The organism is Cytobacillus sp. SAFR-174 (genome assembly GCF_051964675.1).
In the GTDB taxonomy this organism is placed as follows: domain Bacteria; phylum Bacillota; class Bacilli; order Bacillales; family Cytobacillaceae; genus Cytobacillus.
In genome coordinates, this window is sequence record NZ_JBQCMZ010000006.1 from 18,422 (window position 1) to 33,820 (window position 15,399).

The following is a 15,399-nucleotide window of genomic DNA, read 5'->3' on the forward strand; positions in this document are numbered from 1 at the left end:
TTCACAAATTAGTCACAAGGACTTTCAGCCTATTTGCCTGATATTTAGGTGAAAGGGAGTGTATAAATGAAGGTTGGCGACAAATTTTCAGCTGTTTACGTGCCAAGGTTAGGATTTGTTAAAGCAGGTGCATCAATGGAAGAAACCATGGAAAATGTAAAACGCGCAGAGGTTGAAAAGGAGATCAAGGAAAAGAAGGAAAGAAAAAGATTAGAAAAGCAGTATCCCGGATGTAAAATCACCAAAATAGGTGCCGGGTGGTTTATTGAAAATAAAAACGCTCCATCGGACCATTTATAAATTATAAAGCCCCTCTCAATTGAGAAGGGCTTTATAATTTATTTTTGAACTATTAATTAAGAAGTAGTCCTTTTATGGCTTTGAAAAGTATAATCAAAGATCCTGTACGAGATGTAGAAATTCTTGTTCAGCAAACGGGCCAGTGGAACATCTTGGTTTGTCATTTATGCTTAAATTAAGATGATGATTTTTAAATAAACAAAGCAGAATTGCTGAACAAATATGAAGAAAAAAATGCAAAAAGGGAAATTAAACATAGTTGTTTTACTTAATCAAGGAAGTTTCGTACTTGTACTAATTGCTTGGACACTTCTAGTTATTGTTCCTTGATATGACACTTTCATTATTATTATTAGATCAAAATGAATTAAAGAGTGTGACTTATAAGCTTAATTAAAAAACCAGCAGTAATTAGCTGCTGGCCATGGAACAACTTTATTTATATCTATAAAGAGTTAACTGTTAATGCTCCTAGTATAACTGCTATTAGTAGGGCGATTAAGATTCCAACTATAATATTTCTTAGTCTCTTAGATTTAAACATTCTGTTTGCCCCTTCACTACTCATAGTTTAGTTACACTTCCTCCCGATTGGTTTTTGTAGTTACCCCACACTCTAACCTCATGGTTTGCATAAACAATTCCTAATCCACTATAAATTGCACTCCATTTTACCGAGGCAGTTGCCCAAGCTTGGGAGCTACTATGATTTCTGATACATCTTCCCCACTCATAATCTACAGTCGGGTTTAGATTGCGGGAAGTATAGGCATCACATCCATATGTAGATAGAACCTTACTTCCATTATGAGTATAATTTACTTGAGCGTATACTTCAAGGACTGTAAGTCCTAAAAAGCTTACCCCCCTTTTGTACCAAGCTTTTTTATAATAGGTAGTGGCTAAGGGTTGAATGTTCCCTTCTTCTAAGGCTGGTGCCTCAACGTCAGACTCTTCATATGTAGCCGATAATACAATGTCACCATTTTTTAGTGCCTTTGTTTCGCCTGGTTCAACTTCAGATATTGATTCTGCAATGGTGCTTGTTACCTCTGGATCAAACATGTAACTAATAAACTTCTTTTTATCTTCTTTTGATAGTTTTTTGAATTTTGCTAAGTCAGTTTTAAGCTTTTCCTTTTCATCACCTTTAGCAGACTTAATTGAATAATTAAAGCTTTCTTCTACCATTTTTTCTTTCTCTTTGAACGATTGACTTGCAGCAGAGGCCATTGTCCCAAAGGAACTGAGAACAAGCAAAAGGGTCATAAATAAGGATACAAACTTTTTCATTTACTTCACTACCTTTCTTGGTATTATTCTGACAATTTTAATAATACTATATTTTTCAAAAAAAGTAAAATATAGTAAAATATTTATATGTAACGTTTTTAACATTTTGCTTATTCTATGCTATATCCTGTTAGCTCCTAATTAGATTAAGTGAATTTTGTTTTACCATATAATGAGGTGACAGGTATGTATTTTGAACCAATTCTACTGAAATCAACGGAAAAGGGCGCTATTCTTGAATAAGAATTAGCGCTCATTTTTCATTTTTACGTCGTATTAGCTTAATAGAATTACTTAAGCCCCTCTTGTATGAGAAGGGCTAATTCAATTTATTTTACACGAAGCACTTGCCCTACATAAATCGTATAATTTTCATCAAGGTTGTTCCAATCCTTAATTTGCTGTACAGTGCTTCCGTAAGTTCTGCTCAGTGAATAAACAGTATCACCAGACACAACAGTATGATAAACAGCTGAACTTTTCCGTGGAAGGTTGAAGCTTTTCACAATACCGTTAACATGGCCACGTGCCAAATTCTCAATAAAGCTGCTTGATTTTAGCTTTGCTGCATCATTGGCATTATCAATAAAACCATTTTCAGTTAGCAATGCCGGCATCCGTGTTTCACGGAGCACATGGAAGTTTGCCTGCTTTTTGCCACGATCATTAAAATCAACTAGCTTCAATACCTCTGAATGGATATTGTTTTGAAAAGTTGTAGTTGGTACCCCTACTCCTGGGTATACATAATCTTCATATCCTGTGCCGCCGCCTGCGTTAATATGAACTGACAATAATAAATCAGCTCCCCATGCATTGGCAGCATTTGTGCGCTCTGACAAGGAAACAGTTTGATCTCCAGTCCGACTCATGCGGATTGAAACATTATCATATTCAAGAGTCAAAATGTCTTTAACTCGTGTAGCAATTTGAAGTGTTAAATTCTTTTCCTGTAGTCCGTTTCCAACTGCACCTGGGTCTGTTCCGCCGTGTCCTGGATCAATAAATACTTTTACCATATTTAATCACCTCTAATATTATTTTTATTCCCATTTAAATTTAACTGCTTACACTGCTGTCCTTCCTTCTCACATGATTAACACCCCTTTCAATGAATAAAAAAAGCCACCCCAAAGGGCAGCTTATTTTGGCCATTGATAGCGTTTAGCTTGTTGGCTATCCTCTATTCCCCTTGTTGTAGGATCATTTAAGGCATTCCACACACTCACCATTATTAGCAGCAAAATATACGGATTAGAAAATGCTCCTACTAGCAAATTAAAAACAGAACCCCACGTAGTGAGGTCCTGTGCGGTTAATCCATAATAACCAAGTATAGGTGCAAAAAATGCTAAAAATAGTTGTGCTAGGAATATTGGATTTTTAAAGCGTACTTTCCAATTTATCAATTTATTGCCCCCCTCTTAAAACATTATAGATAATAGCGATTGCTCCCCCGATAATACCGGTGCAAGTCGCAGTAATAATGGCTCCTGTAATAGTTCTTTTAATCCAGGTTGTATTTTCGTCAATTTTATTTAGCTTTTCATTTATTGAAAAAATTTGTTGATCCTGTCTAGTTGTAATTTTTTCAAGGTTATTCACTCGATTCTCAATATTTCTAAGATCACCTTTTATTTCTGCAATTTCTTTGTCGTATATATTTTCATTAACCGGCTCCTTCAAGATAACCACCCTCCTTATAAGGATATCTTGTGCTTGTCCAGCTACATGGACTTAAGTGGCTAAAATTTATATTCTTTTCCACATTGAGCACTCTATAAGGTAGTAAATGAAAACCTTCTGCATCAAGTAACGGCAACTATCTCCACTTTGCATTAATAGTTCTTTTACAAAGTAATTTATTTCACTAACCTTTAAACACTGTAAAGATAATTGCAATACCGCCGCCAATTATAGCAGTGAAAACGGACATAATAATGGCATTTGTAATTGTTCTTTTTAGCCATTTAGTATCTTCTTTAATTTCCTTTAGGTCACCTTGGATGTTCTGGATTATTTGGTCTTGTAAGAGTGTTTTATCCTGTAGCCGGCGAATATCACCTTTCATTTCTTCAATGTCTTTATTTACAGATGTCTTCCATAAATCCATTGTTTCCGCCTCATTTGTCACTTACAATACCTCCTTTGAAGGTAATAAAAAAAACCCTTAAATCTTAGGTTCTTTTGTACCATTTGCTTCCTTTGATTCAATTAGTTTGTTTTCAAGTTCCTGGACTTTCTGCTGCAATCCTTTATTTTGAGAAACCAAATTATCATGTTGTGCCTTCAAGATAATATTTTCGTATTTTAGTTTTCCAAGTTCACTCTGAAAATAAGAGTCTATAGAAATTGTTTGTTTTTCTTCGCTCATTGAATACCGTTCCTTTCAAGCTTCATTTTTAGTTCTTCAAATTCAGCAAGAGCATTTGATAGTTTTTCGTCCATTTCCTGAACAGCCTTCCATATCATAGAAGACATTTGATATATATCAATACCATCAGGCATTTCTGCCGTGTCCCCTTTAATGACAATGTTTTCAGGCGCTTCATCGGCAATCATCCCCATGAAAATTTTAGAATCATCATAATTAACCATGTTGTAAGTGTATATTGGAGTTGCAAGCACTTTTTCCAACGCCGATTCTTCATAGGGGAGGATATTCCTCTTTAGTCGTCTGTCGGAAGCATTGGATATAATAGCCTGTAAAGTTCCATATGCCCCATCCGAAGAATTTCTTATTTGTATGGTGTCAGAAGAAGAAAGCCATTTTATAATGGCCCTGTTCGCCATTCTTAATCCATCATGCCCACTAAGGCCCATGAACTCAGCTACACCGCCATCAGATGTGTTTATTAAAACCCTTCCGATTGAGTTGGAAATGTTGAGATTGTCATTGTTCAGGCTTCCATATCCAAACCATCCGCTTCTTGCACCACCTGTTTTGAAAAACTCTATATAACAATGGGTAGATCCATAAAGTTGAAGTAAATCTGCATCAGCATCAATCCAAACTTTATCCTTGAAAACGAATTCTCCGCTGTTTATGCTTTTGAATGTGATTCCATCAGGAGTTGAAAGCAAAGTTCTATTGCCGAGATTCCTATCTTTTCTTATATCAAGAAGCAATCCTGTATATTCAGGATCTGTTTCATTCACTTTAGATTTTCCGATTCCCAGCCTGTCTACATGAAGGTACAAAGGCCAACCAGTTGAAGTTCCATCAAGTGAATCTTTAACTCCCACAATATCAGCAGCAATCAAGCCATTATCTATGATCATATCGCCAAATTCATACTTGTATTCATAAGGCAAAAGACTTCCTTTAACACTATAGGTAATGTAATCTTCTCTTAATCTTTCTCTGATGTTTACACCATTTGAATAATCCAGTCTCCCTGATCTAAGAAAAGTAGACCTAACACGAGTGTAATCTCCTGCAGTTTCATATTTATCTTGGCTTATCGAACCGTTAGAAATAATTGTTCTTTCGGTTTGGTTGTCGGGATCATCCACTGTATAATAAATGGCTTGTTCCCCATACATGTATATCCTTCCTCCAAAGAATTCCCCTGCGTTAATGGTAGGTGAATTGATGGAAACGCCCGCTTCAAGTGTTCCTGCAAATTTAACATTTCCGTTTTCATCAACAATGAATTGATCATTGACGTTTAAACCTTCCCAAGCTTTAAGGTTCTTAACTTCAATATCACCTTGAACGATTAAGTTCCCTCTCAGCCTGATTCTTACGTCTGTATCTCTTACATAAAGTTCCGTTCCTGAAGTCGTTGTATAGAAAGACATTTCAAAATGGCTTGGTTTTTTACCTGAATAAGCACCTTCAGGAACCTTCCTTGAAAACTGTACCCTTGTAGGGGTATTGGCGGGAACAGGCTGAAATGTGTGTATCTGAAATGGATCCGTCCAACTTCCCCCGCCTTCAAAATAAACCGTTATTGTGGCAGTTAATGTTGGCGCTGCCCCTGAAGTGTTTTTCGCATAAAGAAGGAAATCAAAAGCTATTTCATCCCCTTCTTCAGGCGCTGGCCTGTTGTATTTGTCAGCTGTTGTATCTTCCATAAGATATATATAACTTTTATACGGCAGCCATTGATACCAATTTTCACCGTCCCCAATATCAAGGAAACCATGACCCATATATCCATAAAGTAATTCTTCAGCTGTTGAAATGTTGGCCCCAAGCTGTGCCCTAACGTCAATTCTTGCAGCGTTTAAAACCCCTGTGTCGATAACGTCAGCATTAACACTTCCGATCTTGGCCCTGCCTATTGAAGCATCAGCCATTTTCGCCCCGTCAATATTGGCATTTAACGCAATGAGATCATTTGTTATCACTTGGGGAGTTATATCTCCTGCAACAATTCTTGCTGTTGTGGCTGTTTTTTGATCAGAAAACGGCCCGGCAGTTCCCGTCCTGTTCATCCCTCTAACCCTAATGTAATATTGCTGATTTGGCTCACCTTCATAAACAAATACGCTTGTCGTCGCCCTGGCTACTAGATTTGATATGTCAGGTGTAAAGTTAGGAACTGTTGAAACGTAAACTTCATACTCTTTCACATAGCTACTTAAATCTGCATCCCATTCAATAATGACCTTTGAAAAGGCTCCTGAAGCAGTTACATTTGGTTTTTGGGGTGTAATATCAGCAAAATCGGTATCATCAATAGGGCCAATTTCTCCGGGATTATCCCAGACCCCGGTTCTTCCATCAACCTTGCTTTCAATATTTTTCAGCCTTGATGCAAGATCAGTAAACAAGGGAAGGAAATTCCCAAGAATTATTTCTGTGTTTTCAGGATTTACTAAATCCCTTTTGATTTCGATTACTCTGGCTTCAACTCTCAATTCAGGTGTAAATTCTTTATCAATGGCAAAAACAGTATCACCCAAGCGAACTTTTTCATGTGAAAGTCCTGTGATTTGCTCCAAGTCTAAAACATTCATTTCATAAGTGATTCTTGGTGTGTTTGTGCTTTGCAGGGCATTCCATGTTTTGTCCAATAAAGCTTCAGGATCTGTTTCTTCCCCATCCTCAAAGACTCCGAATCTGTGAATTTTCTTTCCTGTGTCTGGATCTATTCGCCCAAATTGTTCAAGGGCCACCGGATCCCCAACCCATTGTTGGCCTAAAGGTTTATCAACAGGATCAAGTCCGGAACCGTTCCAAACAACATCTGCAAAAGTTAAACGCCTTGTATATCCTCCCGTTTCTGTCTGTTCGCCATTCCCACGCCCATATAAGGCCGTTTTCAGGTTAGAAGTATCAACAGTTCTTTTAATGGAAACCAGATCTTTTGTGAATTCAAACCGCTTCCCGGTATCAGCTCCCCGCCTTGCAAGAAGATCCACAAAACGCCCTATAATGGCTGAACCGTCAAAGTTTATGCGTTTCTTTAGTTCCCCGCCCCATGTACTGATGATCTTCTGAATTGAAGAAATGGCAGATTCATAGTAAAAATTTGTTGTTCTTAGGCCGAGATCCGCAACAGTTCCTTTTTTGAACCGGCTTTTTGATAGGGCATCAGTCATAGCGCTGTCTGCTGTTCCGTCAACGGTTCGCAAGTCCTCGATAATATCATCATTCATTTCAAAGAAAGCATGTTCAGCATAAGCTTTTGTGACAATTTCAATTCCGTTGTGTTCTTCTTCGATTTTGTAAATCTGGAATAACTGAAAATCTCCATCTTCGTCTTTGAATGTGACAAGATTGTTTTCTTTCACGTGTGCAGCCGCTTCATGATCTGCGGGAACTGAAAACTCAAAAGTATGATCTTTATTTAATTGCTCTGTGTGAATGGCATCAAAAAAAGGGCATTTCTTGCTGTTGTCATTTTGTAACACAGCAAGAAGCCCTTCAGATTGTCCATCCAATATAAAAAGTTTGTTCATTTATAGCCACCTTCTTACATAAACAAGGCTTACTGTACTAACCCCAGCAGGCGTAACAGTTAATGTTGTATCTCCTGGATCCAAAGAGAAAAAATCTGAATTAATATCAAGTGCAGTAATTAAGTTTGTTTTGCCGTTATAAGTAATTGTGCCAACTTGACAATCAATCACAACTTCATCGCCAGCCACAAAATTACGCACAATCCGTAGAAATTCATTAGAATTCTTTTCAATCTTTAATTCAGTAGCTGAAGCTGAAAAATCGACAGTGATTATAGGAAATGCTTCTGCCGTTCCTGTATTATTTATTGTTGCAGAATCGTTTGAAATCGTTGCAGAACTTTCTGTTATGGAATAAGCAAATGGATCCGGGCAAAGGAATTCAATTTCTGCCACCCGCTTTGCAAAGATCCCTTCAAAATCTGTATTTTCGATTACAACCGCATAATATTTCTTATCAGTTTCATCATCAAAAATCAGTTCTTGTGGTCCATTTTTGGGATTCAGCCACGAAGCCAAATCCCTTATTTTTGTTCTGAAATTAAAAAGAGAAGCACCGAAAAGGTTAATTTCAACCGTTATTCTCCGCTCCATAAACCGAAAACCAAAGTAATGAACCCCATTTTTTGATGGCGCTTGTGCCGTTCGGCTTTCAATCTCCGGGAGTGTATCACGACCTTGTATATTCGAGATTCTTATCCCTTTTGATGTTGAATGAATCCCATTAAAGGAAAATCCCCAACTCATGGGCTAACACCCCCTACACGTAAAGACCTGCTTTCTAAGCTTGCCAGTTTTTGAGAAATGCACCTTGCATCATTTTCAGTTCGGACATTAGGCATAATTAGCTGAATGGTTTTATTGACCACTCCTGCTGCAGCACTTGAAGCAGTTTGTGCAGAATGAACTTTCTGCTTGGAAATGTCTAACCTGGCATCTTGCAAAGGTTTCCTTGTGCCGATTGCAACAGTTTCCCCTACTTGGGTAGCTGCTTTCATCAGTTGTTTAGCCCTTGCTAAAAGTCCATCTTCTAAACCTTCCGTAAAGAATGAACCCAATTCAATTGCTACCCTTGAAGGGCTATGAATATCTAAAGCGCTCTGGATCTTGCTTGCAATACTTTTCGCAATGCTTCTGGCAGTGTCCATAAGATCCCCGAATTTGCCCCACAATCCACGAATAAGCCCGCTTATGATGTTTCGCCCTACCGATTCAAGATTGACACCTTGAAGCCATTTTTGCGCTTGATTCCATATGTCAATGATCTTCTGTTTGACTTCATAAAGCTTTTCTTGAATCCCTTGCCTTAAAGCAACAAACTTATCAACGGCAGTTATGCGAATGACTTCAGCTGTGTTTTGGACAGCATTTTTCGCTTCGTTGAATGAATTTTGCACTTTAGTTTTTATGAAATTGTAAATTTCATTGGTTTTTTCCTTCAGGGATTGCCATTTTCCAGAAACATAGCTTCGTATATTCTCAGCTGCATTGCTTGCAGTGTTTTTCATGCCCTGCCAAGTATTGGAGAAAAATGTTTTTATACCATTCCATGTATTTTCTGTTACTGTTTTGGCAGCTTTCCAAGTTTTATCTATGAAATCAGATATGAACTTTAGGGATTGCTCAAATAAAATCTTGGTTAAACTCCACATGTTAGAAAGGAAGTTTTTTACCTGGCCCCATTTTTCAGTCGTCCATTTGCTTATGGAATCCCAATTTTCATAGATTAAGAGTGCTAAAGCTACAACAATTCCCGAAATGATACCAACAGGGCCTGTGAGTGCAAGCATTGCAGTTCTGATTAATGGGAATATCGCCTTTACTTTAGATAACCATTGCCACGCTGTTGTTAGTGGACCAATCATTGCCCCTAATACGGTTAGAAACGGCCCTATTGCAGCCGCTATTAGTCCAATTCCAACAGTTATTGCCTGCATAACAGGATCCATTTTTGCAAAGGCATCAGAAACAAATTGGATTGCTTGGGAGACATACGGGAGAACTGCCATGGCAAAGTCTAAAAGAACTTTCCCTAAAGGCTCCAGGGCAATCAAAGCTTCCCTTGTGAATTGCTTCCACTTGGTTCCAAAGGATTCTTCAGTTACCCGGTTCATTTCATCCATGGAACCTTTGACTCCTTTGACCCCTCCATCAATATTTCCAAGGGCATACATGGCATCTGCTTCAAGATCTTCCCACTTGGTCCCGTATAGACCAACACCGATTTCATTAGCTTTAACCTGATCATCCATTCCTTTTAATTCCGCTATGACCGCATTGTGAACATCTTTAACCGTACCCTTACCTGCTAAGAAATCTTTCCATACCTTCTTTGTACTTTTGGACATTTGACCCATAGCATCAGAAGTTGATTTGGATCCGTCTTTAATTTTGATTTGAAATTCCTTCATTGCATCATTGATGTAATCGAGGTTATACACTCCGGCTTTACTGCCTTGTTCTAACAGCTGAAAGTATTCAGAAGCAGAAAAACCCATTTCAGCAAACAAAGGCGCATATTCGCTGAGATTATCAAACATTTCATTAGAGAAGTTCAGTCCGTTCTGCGCCCCATGTGCCATGAGATCAAATGCCTCTTCTGCAGAAATTCCAAACCCTTTTATAAGGTTTCCTCCAGCCCTTGTAACCTCATTTACATCTGCATCAAAGGTTTGGGCCAAGTTCATGGCTGATTTTGTTACGGTTTCAAGTTCTTCTTGATCCAATCCCTTGATATTTTGCCGGGTTTGAATCAAGGCGTTTGAAACATCTTCAAGGCTTTCACCGAATCCCGCTGTATAAATGTTTTTGGCTGTTTTGGTTAGTCTTTCAGCCTCTCCTTTGGTAAGTCCCAAACTATTTCTTATTTTCGCTTGTGCATCACTAACGGAAGTTGCAGCAGCAATCCCAGCAGCTCCCATTGCAGTAAGAGGAACCGTTACGGCCTTGGACATGGTTTCCCCAATGGATCCCATTCTGTCAGCTACATCTTGTACCCGGTTTTCAATCTGCTGAAGCCCTGACTCCACGTTATTTGTGTTTATTTCTGTATTGATGACAATGCGCCCATCACTCGAAGCCATGTTTTCACCTACCCTTTTTGTAGGATTTCTTTAACGCGTTACCTATCGCTGTTAAAGTTGCATCAGCTTCTTCAAGGGAAGGCCATTCATTTTTGAGCCTATAAATCCGCTTCAATTCAATAATCCTGTTCCGTTCTTGCTGGTTGTATTTAGTAGGTGCAGGGATTTTCTGCGCTCTAATTGCCACAACCTCTTTAAATTTCGTATTATCAGATAAGCTATCTAATAATGCCAAAAACTTCTGCCAATGCAGTTTGCCTTGCATTTCAAAAAGGTCAATCTTGTAATCTTGGAGGAACGAAGCATAAATAAAGGCAGTATCTTGTTCAAAATCAAAATAGCTTTTTCCACCGTTTTCAGGTTTCTTAGGAAATAGGATTTCGTCAAAAAGAAAGCCTATCAATTGGCTTATCTCGAAAATAGAGAGTTCCAATTCATAGGCATTTTTCACAAGCATTTCAAATAGAATATCAAGCTTTTCTATTTCATCAAACGTTTCATCAGATAGGAGTTCAGAAACCCGTAGAACATTATCAAAGGCAAGATTTAGCTTAATTATTTGGCCTTGAAATTCTGTTTCATCTATAAATCTTTCCGTAAGTTTCATAAGCTTTATTTCCCTGTGTAATAGGCTTTTTCTCTCTTTTTAAAGGCCTGCATTCTCTTTCCGACTACTTCCATCAGCTGCATGATAATATCAGCCATAACAAGCAATGAATTCCCAGTATCTTTATAGACCTTTTCAAAGGATCCTTCACCCAAAAGAAGTTCCACAACGCTAAACATAATTTCGTAATTCTCTTTTTCCGCTGACTTTTGTTCTTTATCCGTCATTTTGGAATAATCCCTTTCGCTCATTTTCACGGATTCTTTACGGAACTTTCTAAAGACCTTGTCATATTCCCTCAATTTCGCATCATTGAGATACATTCTATAAATCTTGTCTGCAATCTTAACTTCTTCATAAGTTTTTTGAACATCAATTTTGATTGCCATTGTTTTGCTCCCCTTTGTCAGGTAGGTTTGATTAATTAAGCACCTGTTGTTGGTGGCGTGTAAGTTGGTTTTCCATTGAAATGCACCTCAAAGCTGAATGTACTTTTTTCATTAGCAGCTCCTGAACCTGCAACTATATTTGCAATAGTTGCCCAACCTTCAAATGATCCCCCGTCAGGTTCAGTCCAACGGAAATTAGTTTTTCGTGCTTCCCCCATTTCAATTTGAAGGCCAGCAATAAAATCTTGAGCAGCATCACCATATTTTCTGTGGCCCTCAAAGGCAATTACTAATTGTGCACTTGTTACATCAGAAGAACCGAACCCATCACCATCAAAATAAGGAGTTTGATCAATTTCCTCATTCCATTGTGGATCGAATGTGTTGATACCAGCTGCAACCCGCTCATAAGTTGAAGCAGTTCCGCTTATATCCTGTGCTGTATCAATTTCAAATTTGTGTGCTGAATTGAGTTCAAAACCCGCCATTCATAATCCCCCCCTAATTTTTAGTTATAGTGGCATTAAATAATGCTGAATAGATATAACTGCCCCGGCTGTCTTTCTCAACCAAAATAGGCATTGTATAAATCTCTGACTTAATAAATTGATAGGATCCTTCAGCAGAAGTAACCGCATTCGGTCCCAATTCATCAAGGTAAATGGTTAATTGATTCATAGTATCGATGGCTTGGCCTTGATTTTGATGTTTAACAAGGATTTGAAAGGCTATGATCCAATCCCTTGAATCGTCCAAATATCGCTCCAAAGGTGCAGCTGGCGTTCTTCTGATTGTGATAGCATTTAAATCCTCTGGCAGAACATCAACTGACAGAGAGTCAAATAAAGAAAAGTTTTCTTCCAAGTGATTTGCCATGTCATCAATAAAATCTGAAGGCATTGGGAAAAATCATCCCTTTCTTACAAGTGCCGATTAATGGCCTGTTGTGTCATGCGCACCCAATCACTAAGGAACCTGGCTTTTGCAGCTTCAAACCATAGCCCTTGTGCATTTGGGTTTGCATCTTTGGAGAAGTTATATTGCGGGTTGTAATAAAGCTTTCTGGCATATGGTTGATCCCAAATAATCTTTCCATTTCCGATTTGTGAAGCCCGAATCCCTGAACGTTCAAGTTCCCCGGTATCTTTGGGAATGAAATAGTTTGAACCCTTCAAAACTTCCTGATCCAGCTGTGTCTGTCCAGCATCTACCGCTTCTTCAACCCGTTGTTGGATATTCCCCAATTCCAAATTCACGCTGAAACTGATCATATTAACTCCACCTCATAATGATGAAGGGTGTCGGTATACAGAGGATTAACCCGCTGAACTTGCATCGGTACGCCCTGGAATGTCACCTTTGATTTTTCCTTGAATTCAAATATGCCAGAGGAACTTGAATTATTTTGGTCAAAGAATAATAGGGCTTTTACACTTTTGCTTTCTGTATCTCCTGCCCGGCTAAAGCTTTTTTCAAAGTTGATCCTGATGTTTTTTAGGGTGACGGCAGGCAAATAAGTTTCACCATACCGCCCATTCTCTTCAAACTGTTCATAAGTAGCTTCATGGATTAATAGATTCCGGGGAATCGGCCTTATTCTTAGCATCTAACCTCAACTCCCATGTACAGCAATCCCGTTGGCCTTAAAAAACTGCGGGCCATTTCAGAAACTACTTTCACACCGGATCCTTTGGTATAAATAAAGCCCCCTACACTAACTGAAGAAGGGGAACCGCCATGAACTGACAATTCCCCACCTTCTGAATACATAAATTCAATTTGGGCTGCAACCGCCTTTTTAACATTGTTTCTAATTAGTTCTGGCTTATGTGAAAGGTCTACTCTGACTAACCGATAATTTGTTATCATATCAACGACATCTGAAGCCCTTTCTTCAAGCATTGTGAAGGTTTCAGCATCCATGGGAGTACCTTTGTACACATCATTATAAAAAGCCTGATCAATATAAGGCATGACTACTCATCCTTCTTACCTTCAGGCTTTTTAGCTTGACCTTGGTTCTTCTTTTTAGGCTCTTTAGATTCCTCAACTGTATAACCTTTATTCTTAAACCACTCGACCAACCATTTATTATCGGTTTCAGCCTCTCCATTAACAAATTGAAGGGATGCGCTATTCCCATTGTAATTAGGGTTAGGGCTTTTAATTTTAACCATATAAAAAGCTCCCTTCTTTATTGAACTTTAATATTTCGGAGAACACCGGCTTTTCGGGTAGCTTTAAGGGCTACAGCAGCCACCATTTCAACCTCGCCTGTCTTAACCGCTCCTGGAGAGTTGAAATCAGGCAAGAAAGTACGAATTACTTTATTACCGGTAGGTGATACACCATGAAATCCATCCATTCCAAGGGAAACAGCATAAAGATCTGTTAATCCTGTTTGCTCGGTACCAACCGTACGATTAATGATTGGAACAACTGGAATTGTTGAAGTACCGTCATAGAAATACTCAAGATCAACCAGTGGGATTCCATCATACCCTGTTACTGTGCGTCCAAAGCCATCCTCAGATTTTGTAGCATAACCAGCCCGGCGGGCAACCGATTTGATTTTGGTGATTAATTTACTGTTCCCCATCAGCATCGTTGGCCGGCCATCTAGTTCCGCTAAGAAATTATCGATTTCATCCAACAAAGCAAACTTCTTACTTTCTAATCCTGCTTCATCTGAGATATCAATTACAGAATCAGTGTTTAATTCTGTATTAGAACCAGTAAGCGCCTTGTCTAACCCATCAAACGCTTTGGAATCGACAGCTGAATCTCCATTAATTACAGTGTAATGAAACAGATTGGCAGCACCTTTAATCTTTTGCTGCATTTGAAAATTCATTTCGTTGATTTGACCACTAGTATCTTGAATTACACGGTCAATTTTAAACGCTCCACCAAATATTTTAAGATTCACATATTGGTTTTCGCGGTCTGCTTCATTTGCTGTGTATTCGCTATTAATTTCACGGAAACCAGCAGTTGAAGGAGTTTTTAAACGGGTGTAACCGTATGTTAAAGTTGATCCACCTGTACCAGGTGAAACAGCATTATCGAATGTTAGCTGATCTAATAGGAAGGAAGCACGACGAAATTCATCGATAACCTGCTGGTCAATATGGTCTGCCATTCCAACCTTTGCTTGCTCTAAAGTAATTGGCATGAGCAATCATCTCCTAATCTTAATTATTGGTTGTTGAAAACCTTTGATTTAGTGCATCTAAAAGAGTGCTAGGCTCACCACCTGAAGTGGTTTGGTGTTGTCCTTGAGAGAATGTTGGCTTACTTACCTGCTGCTCTGTTTCAAATAAATAAGCATCGCTTTTCTGCAATGCTTTCAACTGATCTTCCAAGCCAAGGAGCTTATCTCCATCAAGCTTGATAGAATCCTTATTTAAAAGAGCTTCAACTGCTTTAGGGTTCTTGGCCTTTGCACCCGTTAATGCCGTTTTAAGGGCAAAATTAAAAGCCTGATCTTGGATCTTGGCTTCATAGTCTTGAACAGTCTTTTTATTTAAGTCGGTAAGTTCTTGAATCTTGGCTGTTAATTCCTCATTGCCTGTAGCTTTGGCTTTAAGATCTTCAAGCTGAGAGTCGCGATCTTTTAGCTGTTTTTTAAGATCCTTTGCGTTATCAAGGGCATCATCAAACTTGCTTTTCGGGATCCAATTTCCATCAGAAACAATCGCAATCTTATTATCTCCCACTTTTTCCATGACTTGCTTATAAAGTTCTTCACCAAGTAATTCTTTTAAATCCATCTATATTAATCTCCTTTTTAATGTTTTTTAACGTGTCACAC

20 protein-coding genes are annotated in these 15,399 nt (G+C 38.5%); 1 reads left to right on the forward strand and 19 read right to left on the reverse strand.

Annotated elements, in window-relative coordinates:
• Window positions 1–66 precede the first annotated feature (66 nt).
• Window positions 67–300, forward strand: a complete 234-nt coding sequence (locus ACTHRG_RS08025) for a hypothetical protein (protein WP_076256821.1) — start codon at window positions 67–69, stop codon at window positions 298–300.
• A 564-nt stretch (window positions 301–864) separates the two neighbouring features.
• Here the strand turns inward: ACTHRG_RS08025 and ACTHRG_RS08030 are convergent.
• The 19 genes from ACTHRG_RS08030 to ACTHRG_RS08120 all read right to left on the reverse strand — a co-directional run bounded on the left by ACTHRG_RS08030 (window position 865) and on the right by ACTHRG_RS08120 (window position 15,358).
• On the reverse strand, window positions 865–1,593 hold the full coding sequence (locus ACTHRG_RS08030; protein ID WP_076256819.1) for a hypothetical protein: 729 nt from the start codon (window positions 1,591–1,593) through the stop codon (window positions 865–867).
• Between the two features lie 329 nt (window positions 1,594–1,922).
• Window positions 1,923–2,612: an N-acetylmuramoyl-L-alanine amidase family protein gene (locus ACTHRG_RS08035; RefSeq protein WP_076256817.1), complete on the reverse strand. Its 690-nt coding sequence runs from the start codon at window positions 2,610–2,612 to the stop codon at window positions 1,923–1,925.
• Between the two features lie 123 nt (window positions 2,613–2,735).
• Window positions 2,736–3,002 (reverse strand): phage holin, encoded by a 267-nt coding sequence (locus tag ACTHRG_RS08040; RefSeq protein WP_076256814.1) that lies wholly within the window; start codon window positions 3,000–3,002, stop codon window positions 2,736–2,738.
• A gap of 1 nt (window position 3,003) precedes the next feature.
• Window positions 3,004–3,279: a hemolysin XhlA family protein gene (locus ACTHRG_RS08045; RefSeq protein WP_076256812.1), complete on the reverse strand. Its 276-nt coding sequence runs from the start codon at window positions 3,277–3,279 to the stop codon at window positions 3,004–3,006.
• Between the two features lie 184 nt (window positions 3,280–3,463).
• Complete coding sequence (locus ACTHRG_RS08050) at window positions 3,464–3,727, reverse strand: hemolysin XhlA family protein (protein WP_284522137.1); 264 nt, start codon at window positions 3,725–3,727, stop codon at window positions 3,464–3,466.
• A 36-nt stretch (window positions 3,728–3,763) separates the two neighbouring features.
• Complete coding sequence (locus tag ACTHRG_RS08055; RefSeq protein ID WP_076256810.1) at window positions 3,764–3,967, reverse strand: hypothetical protein; 204 nt, start codon at window positions 3,965–3,967, stop codon at window positions 3,764–3,766.
• A complete protein-coding gene (locus tag ACTHRG_RS08060) occupies window positions 3,964–7,506 on the reverse strand; it encodes a phage tail spike protein (RefSeq protein WP_076256807.1) in 3,543 nt (1,180 codons plus the stop codon). Before ACTHRG_RS08060 ends, ACTHRG_RS08055 begins: the two co-directional genes overlap by 4 nt.
• Complete coding sequence (locus ACTHRG_RS08065; RefSeq protein WP_076256806.1) at window positions 7,507–8,253, reverse strand: distal tail protein Dit; 747 nt, start codon at window positions 8,251–8,253, stop codon at window positions 7,507–7,509. It lies immediately after the preceding gene.
• Window positions 8,250–10,589: a phage tail tape measure protein gene (locus ACTHRG_RS08070; protein WP_440230989.1), complete on the reverse strand. Its 2,340-nt coding sequence runs from the start codon at window positions 10,587–10,589 to the stop codon at window positions 8,250–8,252. The genes ACTHRG_RS08065 and ACTHRG_RS08070 overlap by 4 nt, the downstream gene beginning before the upstream one ends.
• Before the next feature lie 4 nt (window positions 10,590–10,593).
• The gene (locus ACTHRG_RS08075; RefSeq protein ID WP_076256802.1) at window positions 10,594–11,196 is read right to left on the reverse strand and encodes a Gp15 family bacteriophage protein; all 603 of its coding nucleotides are present in this window, start codon (window positions 11,194–11,196) and stop codon (window positions 10,594–10,596) included.
• Window positions 11,197–11,201: 5 nt separating this feature from the next.
• The gene (locus tag ACTHRG_RS08080; RefSeq protein ID WP_076256800.1) at window positions 11,202–11,585 is read right to left on the reverse strand and encodes a hypothetical protein; all 384 of its coding nucleotides are present in this window, start codon (window positions 11,583–11,585) and stop codon (window positions 11,202–11,204) included.
• A 35-nt stretch (window positions 11,586–11,620) separates the two neighbouring features.
• Window positions 11,621–12,073 (reverse strand): phage tail tube protein, encoded by a 453-nt coding sequence (locus ACTHRG_RS08085; RefSeq protein ID WP_076256799.1) that lies wholly within the window; start codon window positions 12,071–12,073, stop codon window positions 11,621–11,623.
• A gap of 13 nt (window positions 12,074–12,086) precedes the next feature.
• On the reverse strand, window positions 12,087–12,485 hold the full coding sequence (locus tag ACTHRG_RS08090) for a phage tail terminator protein (RefSeq protein WP_076256797.1): 399 nt from the start codon (window positions 12,483–12,485) through the stop codon (window positions 12,087–12,089).
• A gap of 20 nt (window positions 12,486–12,505) precedes the next feature.
• Window positions 12,506–12,856 carry a minor capsid protein gene (locus ACTHRG_RS08095; RefSeq protein ID WP_076256796.1) on the reverse strand — a complete coding sequence of 117 codons (351 nt, stop codon included), beginning with the start codon at window positions 12,854–12,856 and terminating at the stop codon, window positions 12,506–12,508.
• Window positions 12,853–13,191 (reverse strand): putative minor capsid protein, encoded by a 339-nt coding sequence (locus tag ACTHRG_RS08100; RefSeq protein ID WP_076256794.1) that lies wholly within the window; start codon window positions 13,189–13,191, stop codon window positions 12,853–12,855. The genes ACTHRG_RS08095 and ACTHRG_RS08100 overlap by 4 nt, the downstream gene beginning before the upstream one ends.
• On the reverse strand, window positions 13,185–13,559 hold the full coding sequence (locus ACTHRG_RS08105; RefSeq protein WP_076256793.1) for a hypothetical protein: 375 nt from the start codon (window positions 13,557–13,559) through the stop codon (window positions 13,185–13,187). The genes ACTHRG_RS08100 and ACTHRG_RS08105 overlap by 7 nt, the downstream gene beginning before the upstream one ends.
• Window positions 13,560–13,561: 2 nt before the next feature.
• A complete protein-coding gene (locus ACTHRG_RS08110; RefSeq protein ID WP_076256791.1) occupies window positions 13,562–13,762 on the reverse strand; it encodes a hypothetical protein in 201 nt (66 codons plus the stop codon).
• 17 nt (window positions 13,763–13,779) lie between these two features.
• Window positions 13,780–14,760, reverse strand: coding sequence for a major capsid protein (locus ACTHRG_RS08115; RefSeq protein ID WP_076256789.1), 981 nt, complete (start codon window positions 14,758–14,760; stop codon window positions 13,780–13,782).
• Between the two features lie 19 nt (window positions 14,761–14,779).
• Window positions 14,780–15,358 carry a phage scaffolding protein gene (locus tag ACTHRG_RS08120; protein WP_076256788.1) on the reverse strand — a complete coding sequence of 193 codons (579 nt, stop codon included), beginning with the start codon at window positions 15,356–15,358 and terminating at the stop codon, window positions 14,780–14,782.
• Window positions 15,359–15,399: the final 41 nt, after the last annotated feature.

What these genes read in the sequence shown, in the direction of transcription:
- ACTHRG_RS08035 (WP_076256817.1), bottom strand. Translation starts at nt 2,612, where the DNA reads ATGGTAAAAGTATTTATTGATCCAGGACACGGCGGAACAGACCCAGGT.
- ACTHRG_RS08065 (WP_076256806.1), bottom strand. Translation starts at nt 8,253, where the DNA reads ATGAGTTGGGGATTTTCCTTTAATGGGATTCATTCAACATCAAAAGGG.
- ACTHRG_RS08090 (WP_076256797.1), bottom strand. Translation starts at nt 12,485, where the DNA reads ATGCCTTCAGATTTTATTGATGACATGGCAAATCACTTGGAAGAAAAC.
- ACTHRG_RS08085 (WP_076256799.1), bottom strand. Translation starts at nt 12,073, where the DNA reads ATGGCGGGTTTTGAACTCAATTCAGCACACAAATTTGAAATTGATACA.
- ACTHRG_RS08105 (WP_076256793.1), bottom strand. Translation starts at nt 13,559, where the DNA reads ATGCCTTATATTGATCAGGCTTTTTATAATGATGTGTACAAAGGTACT.
- ACTHRG_RS08030 (WP_076256819.1), bottom strand. Translation starts at nt 1,593, where the DNA reads ATGAAAAAGTTTGTATCCTTATTTATGACCCTTTTGCTTGTTCTCAGT.
- ACTHRG_RS08115 (WP_076256789.1), bottom strand. Translation starts at nt 14,760, where the DNA reads ATGCCAATTACTTTAGAGCAAGCAAAGGTTGGAATGGCAGACCATATT.
- ACTHRG_RS08055 (WP_076256810.1), bottom strand. Translation starts at nt 3,967, where the DNA reads ATGAGCGAAGAAAAACAAACAATTTCTATAGACTCTTATTTTCAGAGT.
- ACTHRG_RS08110 (WP_076256791.1), bottom strand. Translation starts at nt 13,762, where the DNA reads ATGGTTAAAATTAAAAGCCCTAACCCTAATTACAATGGGAATAGCGCA.
- ACTHRG_RS08075 (WP_076256802.1), bottom strand. Translation starts at nt 11,196, where the DNA reads ATGAAACTTACGGAAAGATTTATAGATGAAACAGAATTTCAAGGCCAA.
- ACTHRG_RS08080 (WP_076256800.1), bottom strand. Translation starts at nt 11,585, where the DNA reads ATGGCAATCAAAATTGATGTTCAAAAAACTTATGAAGAAGTTAAGATT.
- ACTHRG_RS08025 (WP_076256821.1), top strand. Translation starts at nt 67, where the DNA reads ATGAAGGTTGGCGACAAATTTTCAGCTGTTTACGTGCCAAGGTTAGGA.
- ACTHRG_RS08070 (WP_440230989.1), bottom strand. Translation starts at nt 10,589, where the DNA reads ATGGCTTCGAGTGATGGGCGCATTGTCATCAATACAGAAATAAACACA.
- ACTHRG_RS08095 (WP_076256796.1), bottom strand. Translation starts at nt 12,856, where the DNA reads ATGATCAGTTTCAGCGTGAATTTGGAATTGGGGAATATCCAACAACGG.
- ACTHRG_RS08120 (WP_076256788.1), bottom strand. Translation starts at nt 15,358, where the DNA reads ATGGATTTAAAAGAATTACTTGGTGAAGAACTTTATAAGCAAGTCATG.
- ACTHRG_RS08060 (WP_076256807.1), bottom strand. Translation starts at nt 7,506, where the DNA reads ATGAACAAACTTTTTATATTGGATGGACAATCTGAAGGGCTTCTTGCT.
- ACTHRG_RS08100 (WP_076256794.1), bottom strand. Translation starts at nt 13,191, where the DNA reads ATGCTAAGAATAAGGCCGATTCCCCGGAATCTATTAATCCATGAAGCT.